Origin of the sequence: Burkholderia sp. SJZ089 (assembly GCF_007828315.1) — a bacterium.
Lineage (GTDB): Bacteria > Pseudomonadota > Gammaproteobacteria > Burkholderiales > Burkholderiaceae > Burkholderia > Burkholderia gladioli.
Genome location: NZ_VIUM01000017.1, coordinates 131,800 through 147,212 on the forward strand (window position 1 = coordinate 131,800; position 15,413 = coordinate 147,212).

The following is a 15,413-nucleotide window of genomic DNA, read 5'->3' on the forward strand; positions in this document are numbered from 1 at the left end:
TCCCTGTTGCCGGCGTGACATGAAAAAACGGGCGAACCCGCGAGGGCTCGCCCGTTTCGTTCGTCATCGGCCAGGGGCCGCGGCCCTCAGCGGCTGATCGGCTTGAAGCGGATCCGCTTCGGCTTGGCCGCTTCCTCGCCCAGGCGCGCGCGCTTGTCGGCTTCGTATTCCTGGTAGTTGCCGTCGAAGAACACCACCTGCGAATCGCCCTCGAAGGCCAGGATGTGGGTGGCGATCCGGTCCAGGAACCAGCGATCGTGCGAGATCACCATCACCGAGCCGGCGAACTCCAGCAGCGCGTCTTCCAGCGCGCGCAGCGTTTCCACGTCGAGGTCGTTCGAGGGTTCGTCCAGCAGCAGCACGTTGCCGCCCGCGATCAGCGTCTTGGCCAGGTGCAGCCGGCCGCGCTCGCCGCCCGACAGGTTGCCGACGATCTTCTGCTGGTCGCCGCCCTTGAAGTTGAAGCGGCCGATATAGGCGCGCGACGGCGTTTCGTACTTGCCCACCGTCAGCACGTCGGCGCCGCCCGAGATCTCCTCGAACACCGTCTTGTCGCTGGCCAGCGCGTCGCGGCTCTGGTCGACATAGGCCAGCTTGACGGTCGGGCCGTGCACGATCTCGCCCGAATCCGGCTGCTCCTTGCCGGTCAGCATGCGGAACAGGGTCGACTTGCCGGCACCGTTCGGGCCGATGATGCCGACGATCGCGCCGGCCGGGATCTTGAAGCTGAGGTCGTCGATCAGCAGGCGATCGCCATAGGCCTTGCTGACGTTCTTGAACTCGATCACCTCGTTGCCCAGGCGCTCGCCGGCCGGGATGAAGATTTCCTGCGTCTCGTTGCGCTTCTGGTATTCCTGGCTGCTCAGTTCCTCGAAGCGGGCGATACGCGCCTTCGACTTGGCCTGGCGACCCTTCGGGTTCTGGCGCACCCACTCCAGTTCCTTCTTGATCGCCTTCTGGCGCGCCGATTCGGTGGCCTCTTCCTGCTTCAGGCGGTCTTCCTTCTGGTCCAGCCAGCTCGAGTAGTTGCCCTTCCAGGGGATGCCGTGGCCGCGGTCGAGTTCGAGGATCCACTCGGCCGCGTTGTCGAGGAAGTAGCGATCGTGGGTGACCGCCACCACCGTGCCGGGGAAGCGCGTCAGGAACTGCTCGAGCCACTCGACCGATTCCGCGTCGAGGTGGTTGGTCGGTTCGTCGAGCAGCAGCATGTCGGGCTTTTCCAGCAGCAGCTTGCACAGCGCCACGCGGCGCTTCTCGCCGCCCGACAGGTGCTCGATCTTCGCGTCCCAGGCCGGCAGGCGCAGCGCGTCGGCCGCGATCTCGATCTGCTGCTCGGGGCTGCCGCCGTCGGAGGCGGCCAGGATCGCCTCGTACTTGGCCTGCTCGGCGGCCAGCGCGTCGAAGTCGGCGTCCGGCTCGGCATAGGCGGCGTAGATCTCGTCGAGTTTCTTCTGCGCGCTGAACACGTCGCCGAGCCCTTCCTCGACCGCCTCGCGCACCGTCTTGCTCGGGTCGAGCTGCGGTTCCTGCGGCAGGTAGCCGATGTTCAGGTTCGGCATCGGCGTGGCTTCGCCCTCGATGTCCTTGTCGACGCCCGCCATGATGCGGATCAGGGTCGACTTGCCCGAGCCGTTCAGGCCCAGCAGGCCGATCTTCGCGCCGGGGAAGAACGACAGCGAGATGTCTTTGAGAATCTGGCGCTTGGGCGGCACGATCTTGCCGACCCGGTTCATGGTGAATACGTATTGGGCCATCTGCGTCGTTGAAACTCGTGAAGGTTGGGGCCGCCGCCGGCCGCGCGGGGCGGCGGAACGGGCGACGGAGGGTCCGCTGCGGACAGGGGCGCCGCGCGCGAGGCCGCGGCGCTGCCGCGCGCATGCGCGGCGGGACCGCGTATTGTACTGCGCGGCGTGCGGGGGCCGCGAGCGCTGGCGAAGGCGGCGGAGGTCGCGAGGGCTGTTACGGCGGTGAGCGCCGTGAAGGTGGGCGGCGGTGAAGGCAGGAAGGCGGTAAGGCCGGTGAACAGGGCGAAGGAGGCCGGCGCCGGGCGACGACGGTGCCCAGCTTGCCGGCCAGGCGGCGCGCGGCGCTATCATCGACGGCGGGCGGCACGCGCGATGCCGCCGAGCGGCATTCCCTGGCTGGAGGCGCCATGACCTACGACGAACTGAGCCGGATCGCGCTCGCCTGGGCCGCGGTCGAGGTGGGCAGCTCCTACGGCACGCCCGCCCTGAAGGTGCGCGGCCATCTGCTCGCGCGCCTGCGCGAGGACGGCGACACGCTGGTGGTGAGCGGCGTGGGTCCCGACCAGCGCGCCCACCTGATCGAGAGCGAGCCCGACATCTATTACGTGACCGATCATTACCTGGGCTGGCCGGCCGTGCTGGTGAGGCTCTCGCGTGCCGACCCGGTGGAGCTGGCGGCGCTGCTGCGACAGCGCTGGCGCGAGATCGCGCCGAAACGCGAGGTCGCCGCATTCGACGCCAGCCACGACTGAGTCGAGCGGCCGAGGCAGTCGCCGCAGCTTGGCTGCGGCAAATTGGCCCCATCGATCGGCCGCAATTGGCTCTCATTCGATTCACCTGCGCCTGCTTACACTTTCGTCATTCCGAACGCCGCCCTTGCAGGGCGCGCACCGGCAACCGGGCCGCCAGCGGCCCGCTTCGCCAGCCGGGCGTGCATCGCGGGCCCTCCCTTCCAGCATGACCGAGCGCCATCTCCGCGCGGCCAAGGCGTGGCGGGCGGGTTCGCGCCTTGCGCGGGCGTTCGGCTCCGGGTCGTCGCGACCCCATCGAATCCAGGAGGAGACATGGCAGCAGAAAACGGTTCGGGCCTCGGCACCGGCCTCAAGCAGCGGCACGTGACGATGATGTCGATTGCCGGCGTGATCGGCGCGGGCCTGTTCGTCGGCTCGGGCCACGCGATCGCCGAAGCCGGGCCGGGCGCGCTGATCGCCTACGCGATCGCCGGCGCGCTGGTGGTGCTGGTGATGCGCATGCTCGGCGAGATGGCGATCGCCCAGCCCGACAGCGGTTCGTTCTCGACCTATGCCGATCGCGCCATCGGCCACTGGGCCGGTTTCTCGATCGGCTGGCTGTACTGGTGGTTCTGGGTGCTGGTGATCCCGATCGAGGCGACCGCCGCGGCCACCATCCTCAACGCCTGGTTCCCCGGCGTGGCGACCTGGATCTTCGCGCTCGGCATCACCTCGGTGCTGACCGTGACCAACCTGTTCTCGGTCAAGAACTACGGCGAGTTCGAATTCTGGTTCGCGCTGATCAAGGTGATCGCGATCCTGGTGTTCCTCGCCATCGGCGGCGCGGCGATTCTCGGCCTGCTGCCGGGCTCGCAGGTTTCCGGCGTCTCGCGGCTGGTCGATCTCGGCGGCTTCGTGCCGAACGGGCTGGGCGCGGTGCTGGCGGCGATGCTGACCACCATGTTCTCCTTCCTCGGCACCGAGATCGTCACGATCGCCGCGGCCGAGGCCGACAATCCGCGCCAGCAGATCGTGCGCGCCACCAACTCGGTGATCTGGCGTATCTCGCTGTTCTATCTGGGCTCGATCTTCGTGGTGGCGGCCCTGGTGCCCTGGAACGACCCCCTGCTGGCCTCGCACGGCTCCTACCAGCGCGCCATGGAGCTGATCGGGATTCCGCACGCGAAGGCGGTGGTCGACGTGATCGTGCTGGTGTCGGTGGCGAGCTGCCTCAATTCGGCGCTCTACACCGCCTCGCGCATGCTGTTCTCGCTGGCCACGCGCGGCGACGCGCCGGCCGCGCTGCGCCGCACCGACCGCAGCGGCACGCCGCGCGCCGCGGTGCTGGCCTCCACCGCGTTCGGCTTCCTGACCGTGATCGCCAACTACGTGATGCCCGAGCAGGTATTCGGCTTCCTGCTGGCCACCTCGGGCGCGATCGCGCTGCTGGTCTACCTGGTGATCGCGATCTCGCAGCTGCGCATGCGCCGCATGCTCGACGCCGAGGGCACCGCGCTGGCCCTGCGCATGTGGATCTTCCCCTGGCTGACCTGGGCGGTGATCCTGTTCATCGTCGCGGTGCTGGCGGTGATGCTGTCCCAGCAGGCGCACCGCCTGGAGGTGGGCGCGACCGCCGTGCTGGCGCTGGGGGTGGTGGTCGCGTCCTGGCTGAACCGCCGTGCGCGCGCCGCGGCGCGCCCGGCCGGCGGCGCCAGGATGGCGCCCGGCCCGCACTGAGCGGCGCGCTCCGCCCGAACCCGCCCAAATCAGCCCGCGCGAGCGGGCTTTTTTCATGGCGCCGGGCGGCGCGGCGGCGAAAAATCGTGTATTTTCCGGCACTTCCGGATCATCGACTTGCCAGTTTCGGCCGGCTTGCCGACAATTGACGCCCGTCGGCGGTCCGGCCGCCGACACGCCGGGCGTCGAGGACACGCCAGCCCGCGCAGGCTACACCCACGGGGAGAAGCACTCTGAACGCCCACGACTATTCCATCACCTTTGCCGTCTACAACCAGGTCGACTACACGCGTCAGTGCATCGACAGCATGATCGCCCACGGCACGCCGCTCGATCGCGTGGTGGTGGTCGACAACGCCTCGACCGACGAGACCCGCGCCTACCTGGAGACGCTGCCGCTCGGCGGCCGGATCCTGAACCGCGACAATCTCGGCTGCGGCACGGCATGGAACCAGGGCGCGCTGCACCAGCAGGCCGAGTGGACCGTGGTGATGAACAACGACGTGCTTGTCTCGGCGAACTGGATCGAGAACCTGATCGGCACGGCGATCCGGCACGGCCTGAAGGTGGCCTCGCCGGCCCTGCTCGAGGGCGCGCTGGACTACGACTTCCAGGGGCTCGCGCCGCAATGGAGCGAAACGATGCGCGAGGTGCGGCGCGACGGGATCTGCCACGCGGTCTGCCTGGTGGTGCATCGCAGCGTCTGGATGGAGGTCGGCTACTTCCGCGCCGCGCCGGCCCTGCTCGGCTACGAGGACACGCTGTTCTTCGCCGAGCTGGCGCGCGCCAATATCGCCTCGGCGATCGTCGGCGCCTCCTGGCTCCATCATTACGGCTCGATCACGCAATCGGCGATGAAGCGCGAGCGCGGCCTGTCCGGCAAGCAGGGACTGGGCATGCGCCGCAACTACCGGCTGCTCAACCAGAGCTGGCTGTCGCGCAAGCTCGATAAAATGCAGCGTGTGCGCCGCCTGCGCGACTGGCGCGACGGCGAACTGGCCCGGCACGGCATGACCGTGCACGGCGTGCGCAAGCAGTCCGAGTTCGAGTGGCTCTGAGCCACCCGCACCGGCCCGCGAGGGTCCCGCGACGCGGCACCCGAGCGCCTTGCACGTGTTCCTTCCCTTCTTTTGCTCCGGCAGCCGTTGCCACCGATGAATCCGTCCCGTCCGAAGATCTACGACTGTTTCTGCTATTTCAACGAGGACATGCTGCTCGAGCTGCGGCTCGAGACCTTGTGGGACCACGTCGACTATTTCGTGATCGCCGAGTCGCGCTACACGCAGGTCGGTGATGAAAAGCCGCTGAATTTCGACAGCGAGCGCTTCGCGCGCTTTCGCGACAAGATCCGCTATCTCGCGATCGACCACCTGCCGCCGGGCGAGCCCGACATGTGGAAGAACGAGAACTACCAGCGCAGCTACCTGATCCACGGCCTGCACGACGCGGCGCCCGACGACCTGATCGTGGTGTCCGACCTCGACGAGATCCCGCGCCCGGAATGCCTGCGCCAGTACGATCCGCGCCGCTACCTGCGCGCCGACCTGCACCAGTACTGCTACGCCTATTTCCTGAACAACCGCCTGATGGACGGCGAGGGTTTCGCCGACTGGATCGGCACGCGCGTGACCAGCTACCGGCACCTGACGCAGTTCTTCGGCAACGTCAACGCGGTGCGTTCCTACAAGTCGGCGGGGCTCTTGCGCTCGCTCAAGCGCGCCTGGTTCCGGCGCCGCAAGGTCCAGCACATCCACGACGCGGGCTGGCATTTTTCGTGGGTCACCAGCCCCGAGGCGATGATCCTCAAGATGAAGAGCGTCGCCGACCAGAAGTTCATGCGCGACGAGTTCCAGGACGTCGCCTATATCGAGAGCCGGATCCGCTCCGGGCAGGACGTGCTCGACCGGCCGCTGCGCTATGTGCCGCAAGCGCTCGAACCGCGCCAGTTTCCGCGCGGGATCGTCGAGGCGCGCGAGCGCTATGCGCGCTGGCTGATCGACGCGCCGGCGGGCGCGGGCGCGACGTCAACGGTCAAGGGAGGCCGTGAATAATGCAGCAAGTCAATCAACGAACCGCCGTCGACGCTACACGCGAGTCGGCACTCCAGCGCCTGGTGGCCGATGTGGTCGGCCGTCCTGGCGCCCTCTGGCTCGACGCGGCGCTGGTGCTGGCCAGCTTTGCCGCAGTGTTGCTATACATGTCGCTGCGCGGCGCCGCCAACTTTTGCTTGATCGTGCTCGCCCTGCTGTCGCTGGTCGACCTGCCCGCCGCCTGGCGCGACGCGAGCCACGGCATCAACCGGCGTGCGCTGCTGATCGCGGCATTGGCGCTGGCTGCGCCGATCATCTCGGTCGCGGTCGGCCAGGCGCTGCGCGGTGAGTGGATCGCGAGGGCCTTCGACGCACCCTCGCGTCTACTGGTGGCGGTCCCGGTACTCGTGGTGTTCCATCACAAGCGCATCGACCTGGTACGCATCGTCGGGCTGGCCGCGCCGATCGCCTTGCTCGGGCTGATCGTGCAGGTGCATTTCGATCCGCATGCGGTGGCAGTCTGGGGCGGCCGCTATGCGACCTACTTCGTCGATACCGATACCTTCGGCGTCTACGTGCTGATGCTCGCCATGCTCGGCGCCTTCTCGGTCGGTTCTGCGGGGCGGGTGGACGGCTCGGGTGTGCGTGCACTCGCCTGGATCGGCCTGATCGCGGGCGGCTACCTGGTGATGGGCTCGCAGACGCGCACCGCCTTCCTGCTTGCGCCGATCGCGGTGGTGCTCTGGTTCGCGCTGCGCCGCCCGACCCTGAACATGAAGACCATCGGGCTGGTGCTGGTCGCGGTGGCGGCTTGCGTGATCGCCTTCGGCGTATTCAGCGGCGCGGCCCAGCGGCTCGTCAGCGTCTATACCGAAACCTCGCAGTGGATGAACCAGTCGAATCCCGATACATCGGGCGGCATGCGCTTGACGATGTGGAAGATCGCGGTCGCGCTGTTCGTGCACAATCCGCTGCGCGGTTATGGCGACGTCGGGTTCCGTGCCTATCTCGACGCGCCGTGGATCACCTCGTTCGCCAGCGAACGGGCGCGGATGATGATCTACGCGGGGCCGCACAACGAACTGCTGGCCAACCTGCTGCGCTCGGGCATTGCCGGCGGGATGGCGGTGGCGATGCTGTTCGCGGTGCCGCTGGTGCTGCTGATGCGTGCCCGCCGCGCCAATCCGCGTGCGCGCCATACGGCCGATACCGGTCTGGCCTTCATGATCTGCCTGATGGTGGCCTGCGTGATGTTCGAGATGTTTACGCTCAAATACACCGCGACCTTCAATGCGCTGATGATCGCGGGCCTGCTGGCCCAGGCGCTGGCCGAACGGGCCGAGCCCGACGAGGCCACGGCCTGAATGGCCTCGCGCGACGCCTGAGATCGCGAACGGCGCCGGTGATGTTGCCCGGCGCCGTTTTTGTTTTCCTCGTTCCTCTTTTATCCGGTGACCGCGCTCAGCGGGCCTTGGCCGCCGGCTTGCCGTAGTCGACCGGTGCATCGGCCTCGCGCGGCTGGTCGCCGTTGTGCTCGATCCAGCCGCCGCCCAGCGCGCGATACAGATCCACCAGGTTGGTCCAGCGCGCCAGGCGCGCCGAAATCAGCGAGGTCTGCGCCGTGTACAGGTCCGTCTGGGCCGTCAGCACCGTCAGGTAGCTGTCCACGCCATTGCGGTAGCGCAGGTCCGACAGATCGTAGCGACGCTGCTGCGCCTCTTCGTTGCGCGCCAGCGCCGCGATCTGCTGGTCATACGTGCCGCGTGCCGCCAGCCCGTCCGACACTTCCCGGAACGCCGTCTGGATCGCCTTCTCGTAGTTCGCGATCTCGATGCGCTTCTGCACGTGCGCCAAGTCGAGGTTCGCGATGTTCGAGCCGCCCTCGAAGATCGGCAGGGCGATGTTCGGCGCGAACGACCAGGCCGCCGTGCCGGCCTTGAACAGGCCGCCCAGCGTCGGGCTCGCCGTGCCGAACGCGGCCGTCAGCGAGATCTTCGGGAAGAAGGCCGCGCGGGCCGCCCCGATGTTCGCGTTGGCCGCCAGCAGCGTCTGCTCGGCTTCCATGATGTCGGGACGGCGCGTCAGCAGATCCGAAGGCAAGCCGGCCGGGATGTCGGTCAGCAGGCTCTGCGAATCCAGCGGCAGCCCAGCCGGCAGATCGTCGGGCAGCGGCTCGCCGATCAGCAGCACCAGCGCGTTCACGGCTTGCGCGCGGTCGCGCGCCTCGGCCTGCTGGTTCGCCAGCGCCTGCTCGACCACCGTCTGCGCCTGGCGCAGGTCCAGTTCCGAGCCGGTGCCGTTGTCGAACTGCAGCTTGGTCAGGTTGTACGAATCCTGGGCCGTCTTCAGCGTCTCCTCGGTGACCTTCAACAGGTCGTCCGTGGACTGCAGCGTCAGGTACTGGTCCGCCACCTGCGAGATCAGCGAGATCTCCGCCGCCTTGCGAGCCTGGGCCGTCGACAGGTACTGCGCCAGAGCCTGGTCCTTCAGGCTCTGGATCCGGCCGAACAGGTCCAGCTCCCACGAGGCGGAGAGGCCGACGTTGTAGTCACGCGAGATGAACGGCGAGCCCGTGGTCGACACACCGGCCGGCAGGCGCTGCGTATTGCCGGTGCCGGTGCCGTCCAGCGTCGGGAACAGCCCCGCGCGCGTGATCTGGTACTGCGCGCGCGCCGCCTCGATGTTGAGCACCGAGACGCGCAGATCGCGATTGTTCTTCAGCGCGATCTCGATCAGCGCCTGCAGACGCGGATCGGCGAAGAAGTTGCGCCAGCCGATGTCGGCGGCGGCCTGGCCATTGGCGCTGTGCGAGCCGTCCGCGCCCGGCTGCGTCGCGTAGACGCCGTCGGACGGGAAGCTGCCCGACACGGGTGCAGCGGGCCGCTGGTAATGCGGCGCCATCGTGCAGCCCGTGGCGGCGAACAGCAGGACCGCCGCGCCAGCTGTCATCGACGGTTTCAGGGCGGGGAAGGGGAAGCGGACGGCGAAGCGAGCGAAGGCGGACACGATGCGTCTCAATGCTGGGTGGCGAGCAGGCGTTCGCGCTCGGAGGCGCGCACGGCGCCGTGATTGCGCGCGAGGAAGGTGTAGACGGTGGGCAGCACGAACAGCGTGAACAGCGTGCCGACCAGCATCCCGGTCGAGACGGTGATGCCGATCGCGAAGCGGCTCGCCGCGCCGGCGCCGCTGGCGAACACCAGCGGCACCAGGCCGGCCACCATCGCGGCGGTGGTCATCAGGATCGGGCGCAGGCGCACCGCGGCGGCGCGCTCGATCGCGGCGAGCCGGTCCAGCCCCTCGTCGCGCTGCAGGTCGTTGGCGAAGCTGACCATCAGGATGCCGTGCTTGGTGATCAGGCCGATCAGGGTGACCAGGCCGATCTGCGTGTAGATGTTCAGCGTGGCATAGCCGAGGTAGAGCGGCACCAGCGCGCCGCAGACCGACAGCGGCACCGAGACCAGGATCACCAGCGGGTCGCGCAGGCTCTCGAATTGCGCGGCCAGCACCAGGAAGATCACGATCAGCGCGAACACGAAGGTGACGGTCAGGCGATTGCCTTCCTGCACGTATTGCCGCGATTCGCCGAGCCAGTCGATCGAATAACCGTGCGGCAGCGACTGCGCGGCCAGGAAGTCGACCGCCTGCCCCATCGTCACGCCGGCCGCCGGCACGGCCGACAGCGTGACCGCGTTCATCTGGTTGAACTGGTTCAGCATGCTGGCCTGGTTGCCGGTGGTGACGCGCACCACCGTCGAGAGCGGGATCATCGCGCCGCTGCGCGTCTTCACGTAGTAGCGTGCCAGCGTCTCGGGCGTGAGCCGCTCGCCGCGCGCGACCTGCGGGATCACGTCGTAGGAGCGGCCCTTGAAGTTGAAGCGGTTCACGTAGTTCTCGCCGACCAGCACGGCCAGCGTATCGGCGATGTCCTGCATGGTGACGCCGAGCGCGTTGGCCTGGCTATGGTCGATCGTCAGCCTGACGGCGCGGCTGTCGAAGGTGAGGTCGCTGTCGACGGTCGAGAACAGCCCGCTCTTGCCCGCGGCGGCCTTGAGCTTCTCGACCGTCTCGTAGAGCTGCGGGTAATCGGCCGGCGCGCGCACCACCATCTGCACCGGCAGGCCGCCGCTGGACGCCGGCAGCGAGGGCAGCAGGAAGGTGAAGATCTGCTCGCCCTCGATCGCGCTCGCGCCGTTCTGCACGATGCCCTGCAACTGCGCCGCGCCGCGCTCGCGTTTGGACCAGTCCACCAGGTTGACGCCGGCGAAGCCCAGGTTGCTGCCGTTGTAGCCGTTCAGGATGAAGCTGGTATCGGCTTCGGGGAAGGCGCGGAAGGCGCGCTCGAGCTCGGGCGCGTAGCGCTCCATGTAGTCGAGGTTGGCGTACTTCGGCGCCTTCATGACGGCCATGATCGAGCCCTGGTCCTCGGGCGGCGCGAGTTCGCGCTTGACGCCCGAAAACAGCAGCACGATGCCGGCCAGCACCACCACGCCCACCAGCAGCACCAGCGGCCGCGCGCCGAGGCTGGCGCGCAGGCCGCGCCGGTACCAGCCGGTCAGGCGCGCCATCACCTGCTCGATGCGCTTGACGATGGGCCCTTCGGAGAGCTGCGCGGTGAGCAGCAGCGAGCCCAGCATCGGCGAGAGCGTCAGCGCGATCACGCCCGACACGAACACCGACCCCGCCAGCGTGAAGGCGAACTCCTTGAACAGCGAGCCGGTCAGCCCGCCCATCAGCCCGATCGGCGCGTAGACCGCCACCAGGGTGCCGGTCATCACGATCACCGGCATCACGATCTCGCGCGTGCCGATCAGCGCGGCGCGCACCGGCGGCTCGCCCGCCTCGATATGACGGTGGATGTTCTCGACCACCACGATCGCGTCGTCCACCACCAGGCCGATCGCCAGCACCATCGCCAGCAGGGTGAGGATGTTCAGCGAGAAGCCGAACAGCAGCATCAGCAAGGCGGTGCCGACCAGCGACAGCGGGATCGTGAGGATCGGGATCAGCACCGCGCGGAAGCTGCCGAGGAACAGGAAGATCACCACCACCACGATCACCACCGTCTCGGCCAGCGTGGTGCGCACCTCGTCGATCGAGGCGTGGATGAAGCGGGCCACGTCGAAGCCGTCGGCGATGGTGAGGCCGGCCGGCTTGTTGCGCTCCATCGCCGGCAGCAGCGCGTCGATGCCCTGCACGATCTCCAGCGGGTTGCCCGAGGGCGTCGCGTTGACGGCGATGTAGACCGCGCGCCGGCCGTTCATCAGCGCGCTCGAATCGTAGTTCTGGCCGCCGATCTCGACGGTGGCCACGTCGCGCAGCCGCACCAGGCTGTAGCCGTTGTCGGCCGCGCGCACCACCAGGTCGCCGAACGCGCGCGCGTCCTGCAGGTCGGTGTTGGCGCTGATGTCGGCCAGCGTCAGCGCGCCCTTGATCTGGCCCGGCGCGGCCTGCACGTTGTTGGCCTTCAGCGCGGCCGACACGTCGCCGGCCGAGAGGCCGTGCGCGGCGAGCCGGTCGGCATCGAGCCAGACGCGCATCGCGAGGTTCTGGCCGCTGAGGATGTCGGCCGAGGCCACGCCCGGCACCGTGGTCACCAGCGGCTGCGCCACGCGCACGATGTAGTCGGTGATCTCGGGGATCGACAGCGTGTCGCTCGCGAAACCGAGGTACATCACCGCGGTCGGCGCGTCGGTCAGCTTGGTGATGATCGAGTCGTAGGCGTCGGCGGGCAGCTTGTACTTGACCTCCTGCACCTTGGCCATGATTTCCGTCATGGCGCGATTCGAATCGGCGTTCAGGCGCAGGCGCGCCTTGATCACGCTCTTGCCCTGGGTGGTGCTCGAGCTCAGGTAGTCGATGCCGTCGGCGGTCGCGATCGACTGCGCGATCGGAGTGGTGACGAAACCCTGCATCAGCGCCTGCGAGGCGCCCGGGTAGTCGGTCTCGACGCTGATGGTGGCGCTCTCCAGCGTCGGGTACTGGCGGATCGGCAGCGACATCAGCGCGCGCAGGCCGACCAGCAGGATCAGCAGGCTGACCACCAGGGCCAGCACCGGGCGGCGGATGAAGATGTCGGTGAAGGCCGGCTGCGTGCGCTGCGTGCTCATTGCGCCGTCTCCGTTTCCGTGTCGCTGGGGCCGGCCGCCAGGCTGGCCTGGTCGCCGTCGTGGCGGTCGTAGGCGATCTTCACGCGTGCGCCGGGCGCGACACGCACCTGGCCCGCGCTCAGCACCACCTCGCCGGCACGCAGCCCGTCGAGCACCTCGATGCGCCCGCCGCCGGCGATCCCGGTGCGCACCTTGCGGAACGCGACGGTGCCGACGCCCTGCGTGTTCGGCTTCTCGACCACCGCGACGGTATCGCCGTCCTGCGAGCTCTGCACCGCCGTGTCGGGCACGGTCAGCACGTCGGGCCGCGAAGGCAGCTCCAGGGTGACGTGCGCGTACATGCCGGGTCGCAGCGGGTGGCCGCGGTTGTCCAGGGTGGCCTGCACCGTCACGTTGCGGGTGGCGTCGCCCACGCGCGGCTCGATCGCCGTGACCTTGCCGACGAAATCGCGGCCCGGATAGGCATCGGCGGCCAGGTGCACGGCCTGGCCGGCGCGCAGTTGCCCCAGGTACTTCTGCGGCAGGGTGAAGTTGGCGTAGAGCGTGTCGAGGTCGGTCAGCGTGGCGATGGCCTCGCCCGCGTTCAGGTACTGACCGAGATTGACCTGGCGGATCCCGATCTCGCCGGCGAACGGCGCGCGCACCAGCTTCTGGCGGATCACCGCCTCGACCTGGCGCGCGTCGGCGCTGGCCGATTGATAGTCGAACTGGTGCTGGTCGAACACGCTGCGCGGCTCGGCGCCGACCGGCGCGAGCGTGCGCGAGCGCGCCAGCTGGCTCTTCGCGAATACCGCCCTGGCCTGCAGGCTGGCGAGCTGGGCGCGTTCCGGGTCGTCGTAGAGCTGGACCAGCGGCTCGCCCTGGCGGACCTGGCTGCCCGGCGTGAAGTGGATCGCAGTGACGCGGCCGGCCACCTCGGGCGCGAGCATCACCTGCCGCACCGCCAGCAGGGTGCCGATCGCGTCGAGCGTGGAGGGCGCGGTGCCGGCGCGCACCACGCTGGCCGTCACGCTCATCGGGGGGGAAGGGGGCGGCGCCTCGTTGGCGACCGCCTCGCGGCCGCTGCGCCACAGGAACAGGCCGCCGAACACCACCGCCATGGCGGTGCCGGCAAGAATCAGTTGCGACGATTTCATGGGTGTCTCGACTACGCGGAAATCGGCCCGCAGGCCGGATCAGGTGTGGGGATGCGCGCTCGTCTCGATCTCGCGGGCGGCGTGAGGGCTGGCCTCGGCGCTGGTGCCGGCGGCCGCGCCTGCCTGGCCGTCGGCCGGCCGCGGCGCCGGCGCGGGGGTGAACCACTGCACCAGCAGCATGCCGGCGAAGATCAGCAGCACGCCGGCCACCCGCCCGGGATTGGCGGGCTTCACGGGCAGTCCCATCAGCCCGTAGTTGTCGATCAGCAGCGAGGTCAGCATCTGGCCCGCGATCACGCTGACGATGAAGGTGGTCGCGCCCAGGCGCGGCGTCAGCACCAGGGCCGAGGTGATGTAGATCACGCCGGCGATGCCGCCGAACCAGATCCACACCGGCAGTTGCGTCGCGCGGCCGAGCAGCGGCGCATGCGCGTGCATCACGAACAGCGCGGGCAGCACGCACAGCAGGCTCACCAGCAGGGAGGCGACGGTGGCCCACAGCGGATGGCCGAGCGCGCGGCCCAGCGCGGCGTTGCTGCCCGCCTGCAGCGGCACCAGGGCGCCGGCCACCAGGGCAGCGCAGGCGAGGGTGGCGGTCGAGAGCGAAAGAGAGGTCGGCATCGTTCGTTCATCACGCGGTGGTTGTGTTCGGGCCGATTCTCTTATATTAATAATCTGAATGAAAATTCGTAGTAATTATCCCTGTAATTCAAATTATGAATAATCTAAAGCGGATCGATCTCAACCTGCTGGTGACCCTGCAGGCCCTGATGACGGAGAAGCACATCTCCCGCACCGCCATGCGCCTGCACAAGAGCCAGCCCGCGATCAGCCATGCGCTGGCGCATCTGCGCGACATCTTCGACGACCCGCTGCTGGTGCGGCGCGGCGGCGGCCTGGAGCTGACCTCGCGCGCCAGCGAGCTGATGCAGCCGTTGTCGGATGCGCTGGACCAGCTCGGCGCCCTGCTCGAGCCGCCCGAATTCGATCCCTCGCAGGCGCAGCGGGTGTTTCGCGTGTCGATGTCCGACTACGGCGCGCGCATCGTGCTGCCCAGGCTGGTGCGCATGCTGCGCGCGACCGCGCCGGGCATCGAGTTGGTGGTCAGCCAGGCGACCCGCGAGGCGATGCGCATGCAGGTGATGGACGGCGAGGTCGACCTCGCGCTCGGCGTGTTCCCGCCGCCGTCCACCGAGCTGCACACCGAGACGCTGTTCGTCGAGACCTTCGCCTGCCTGGCCGACGCGGCCAGCATGCCGGCCTCGCGCATGCTCGACCTGGAGGCCTGGCTGGCGCGCCCGCATGCGCTGGTGGCGATGCGCGCCGGCACCGACAACGAGATCGACCGCGCACTCGCGCAACTGCGCGCCGAGCGCCGCATCGCGGTGATCCTGCCGCACTGGGGCGTGGCCAACGAGCTGATCGTGGACACCGACCTGGTGCTGACGGTGGCGCGGCGCAACCTCGACGCGGTGCGTGCCGACACGCGGCTGTGCGTGTTCGACCCGCCGTTTCCGGTGGAGTCCTTCGAGTTCCAGCAGATGTGGCACCAGCGCCGGCAGGGCGACCCCGCGCACAGCTGGCTGCGCCAGGTGATCGCGCGGGTGGTGCGCGACCGCTGATTCCCGGCTCGCCGCTCCAGGCGATTTTCTCCGGATTTTCCGCCGCGTCCGCATTCCTGTTCCGAATTGAATTGCCGATCCCGTGCGAGGTATTGCACGGGATTTTTTCATTTTCGAATTATTTCGGATTCTGGATTGGATATTTGCGTCGCATGCTTTTTGTTATGTATTTCGCATGAATGTAAAAAATAAGATGAATTGATATCGCGAATGGGCGGCTTGCGATGCCTCGATCCGGTATCTCATGCCGATGCATGCATTCAGCTGTGATTCTGATTCAGCAAATCCGTCTGACGAATAGCGGA

At 68.3% G+C, this 15,413-nt stretch carries 11 protein-coding genes; 6 read left to right on the plus strand and 5 right to left on the minus strand.

Annotated elements, in window-relative coordinates; all coding sequences use genetic code 11:
- Positions 1-86 precede the first annotated feature (86 nt).
- Complete coding sequence (ettA, locus tag FB600_RS27915; RefSeq protein ID WP_013696497.1) at positions 87-1,754, minus strand: energy-dependent translational throttle protein EttA; 1,668 nt, start codon at positions 1,752-1,754, stop codon at positions 87-89.
- A 398-nt stretch (positions 1,755-2,152) separates the two neighbouring features.
- Here ettA and FB600_RS27920 point away from each other — a divergent pair, with 398 nt between their 5' ends.
- From FB600_RS27920 to FB600_RS27940, 5 genes are all read left to right on the plus strand, one after another.
- Positions 2,153-2,497 carry an MmcQ/YjbR family DNA-binding protein gene (locus tag FB600_RS27920; RefSeq protein ID WP_145757701.1) on the plus strand — a complete coding sequence of 115 codons (345 nt, stop codon included), beginning with the start codon at positions 2,153-2,155 and terminating at the stop codon, positions 2,495-2,497.
- 312 nt (positions 2,498-2,809) lie between these two features.
- Entirely contained in the window at positions 2,810-4,213 is a 1,404-nt protein-coding gene (gene gabP / locus FB600_RS27925) for a GABA permease (protein WP_145757700.1), read from the plus strand.
- A gap of 254 nt (positions 4,214-4,467) precedes the next feature.
- On the plus strand, positions 4,468-5,271 hold the full coding sequence (locus FB600_RS27930) for a glycosyltransferase family 2 protein (protein WP_080562287.1): 804 nt from the start codon (positions 4,468-4,470) through the stop codon (positions 5,269-5,271).
- 96 nt (positions 5,272-5,367) lie between these two features.
- A complete protein-coding gene (locus FB600_RS27935) occupies positions 5,368-6,264 on the plus strand; it encodes a beta-1,4-mannosyl-glycoprotein beta-1,4-N-acetylglucosaminyltransferase (protein WP_098181342.1) in 897 nt (298 codons plus the stop codon).
- A complete protein-coding gene (locus FB600_RS27940) occupies positions 6,264-7,607 on the plus strand; it encodes an O-antigen ligase family protein (RefSeq protein WP_096749812.1) in 1,344 nt (447 codons plus the stop codon). The genes FB600_RS27935 and FB600_RS27940 overlap by 1 nt, the downstream gene beginning before the upstream one ends.
- A gap of 97 nt (positions 7,608-7,704) precedes the next feature.
- On the opposite strand, the gene FB600_RS27945 is transcribed toward FB600_RS27940, so the two are convergent.
- From FB600_RS27945 to FB600_RS27960, 4 genes are all read right to left on the minus strand, one after another.
- On the minus strand, positions 7,705-9,192 hold the full coding sequence (locus FB600_RS27945) for an efflux transporter outer membrane subunit (RefSeq protein ID WP_098181341.1): 1,488 nt from the start codon (positions 9,190-9,192) through the stop codon (positions 7,705-7,707).
- 65 nt (positions 9,193-9,257) lie between these two features.
- Positions 9,258-12,350 carry an efflux RND transporter permease subunit gene (locus FB600_RS27950; RefSeq protein ID WP_145757699.1) on the minus strand — a complete coding sequence of 1,031 codons (3,093 nt, stop codon included), beginning with the start codon at positions 12,348-12,350 and terminating at the stop codon, positions 9,258-9,260.
- Positions 12,347-13,486, minus strand: a complete 1,140-nt coding sequence (locus FB600_RS27955; protein ID WP_098154600.1) for an efflux RND transporter periplasmic adaptor subunit — start codon at positions 13,484-13,486, stop codon at positions 12,347-12,349. The genes FB600_RS27950 and FB600_RS27955 overlap by 4 nt, the downstream gene beginning before the upstream one ends.
- 39 nt (positions 13,487-13,525) lie before the next feature.
- The gene (locus FB600_RS27960; protein ID WP_096749809.1) at positions 13,526-14,107 is read right to left on the minus strand and encodes a DMT family transporter; all 582 of its coding nucleotides are present in this window, start codon (positions 14,105-14,107) and stop codon (positions 13,526-13,528) included.
- Positions 14,108-14,202: 95 nt separating this feature from the next.
- Between FB600_RS27960 and FB600_RS27965 the strand changes: the two genes are divergently transcribed.
- Positions 14,203-15,108 carry a LysR family transcriptional regulator gene (locus FB600_RS27965; protein ID WP_025100566.1) on the plus strand — a complete coding sequence of 302 codons (906 nt, stop codon included), beginning with the start codon at positions 14,203-14,205 and terminating at the stop codon, positions 15,106-15,108.
- Positions 15,109-15,413 lie beyond the last annotated feature (305 nt).

What these genes read in the sequence shown, in the direction of transcription:
- FB600_RS27945 (WP_098181341.1), bottom strand. Translation starts at nt 9,192, where the DNA reads ATGACAGCTGGCGCGGCGGTCCTGCTGTTCGCCGCCACGGGCTGCACG.
- FB600_RS27955 (WP_098154600.1), bottom strand. Translation starts at nt 13,486, where the DNA reads ATGAAATCGTCGCAACTGATTCTTGCCGGCACCGCCATGGCGGTGGTG.
- gabP (WP_145757700.1), top strand. Translation starts at nt 2,810, where the DNA reads ATGGCAGCAGAAAACGGTTCGGGCCTCGGCACCGGCCTCAAGCAGCGG.
- ettA (WP_013696497.1), bottom strand. Translation starts at nt 1,754, where the DNA reads ATGGCCCAATACGTATTCACCATGAACCGGGTCGGCAAGATCGTGCCG.
- FB600_RS27960 (WP_096749809.1), bottom strand. Translation starts at nt 14,107, where the DNA reads ATGCCGACCTCTCTTTCGCTCTCGACCGCCACCCTCGCCTGCGCTGCC.
- FB600_RS27965 (WP_025100566.1), top strand. Translation starts at nt 14,203, where the DNA reads ATGAATAATCTAAAGCGGATCGATCTCAACCTGCTGGTGACCCTGCAG.
- FB600_RS27920 (WP_145757701.1), top strand. Translation starts at nt 2,153, where the DNA reads ATGACCTACGACGAACTGAGCCGGATCGCGCTCGCCTGGGCCGCGGTC.
- FB600_RS27940 (WP_096749812.1), top strand. Translation starts at nt 6,264, where the DNA reads ATGCAGCAAGTCAATCAACGAACCGCCGTCGACGCTACACGCGAGTCG.
- FB600_RS27950 (WP_145757699.1), bottom strand. Translation starts at nt 12,350, where the DNA reads ATGAGCACGCAGCGCACGCAGCCGGCCTTCACCGACATCTTCATCCGC.
- FB600_RS27935 (WP_098181342.1), top strand. Translation starts at nt 5,368, where the DNA reads ATGAATCCGTCCCGTCCGAAGATCTACGACTGTTTCTGCTATTTCAAC.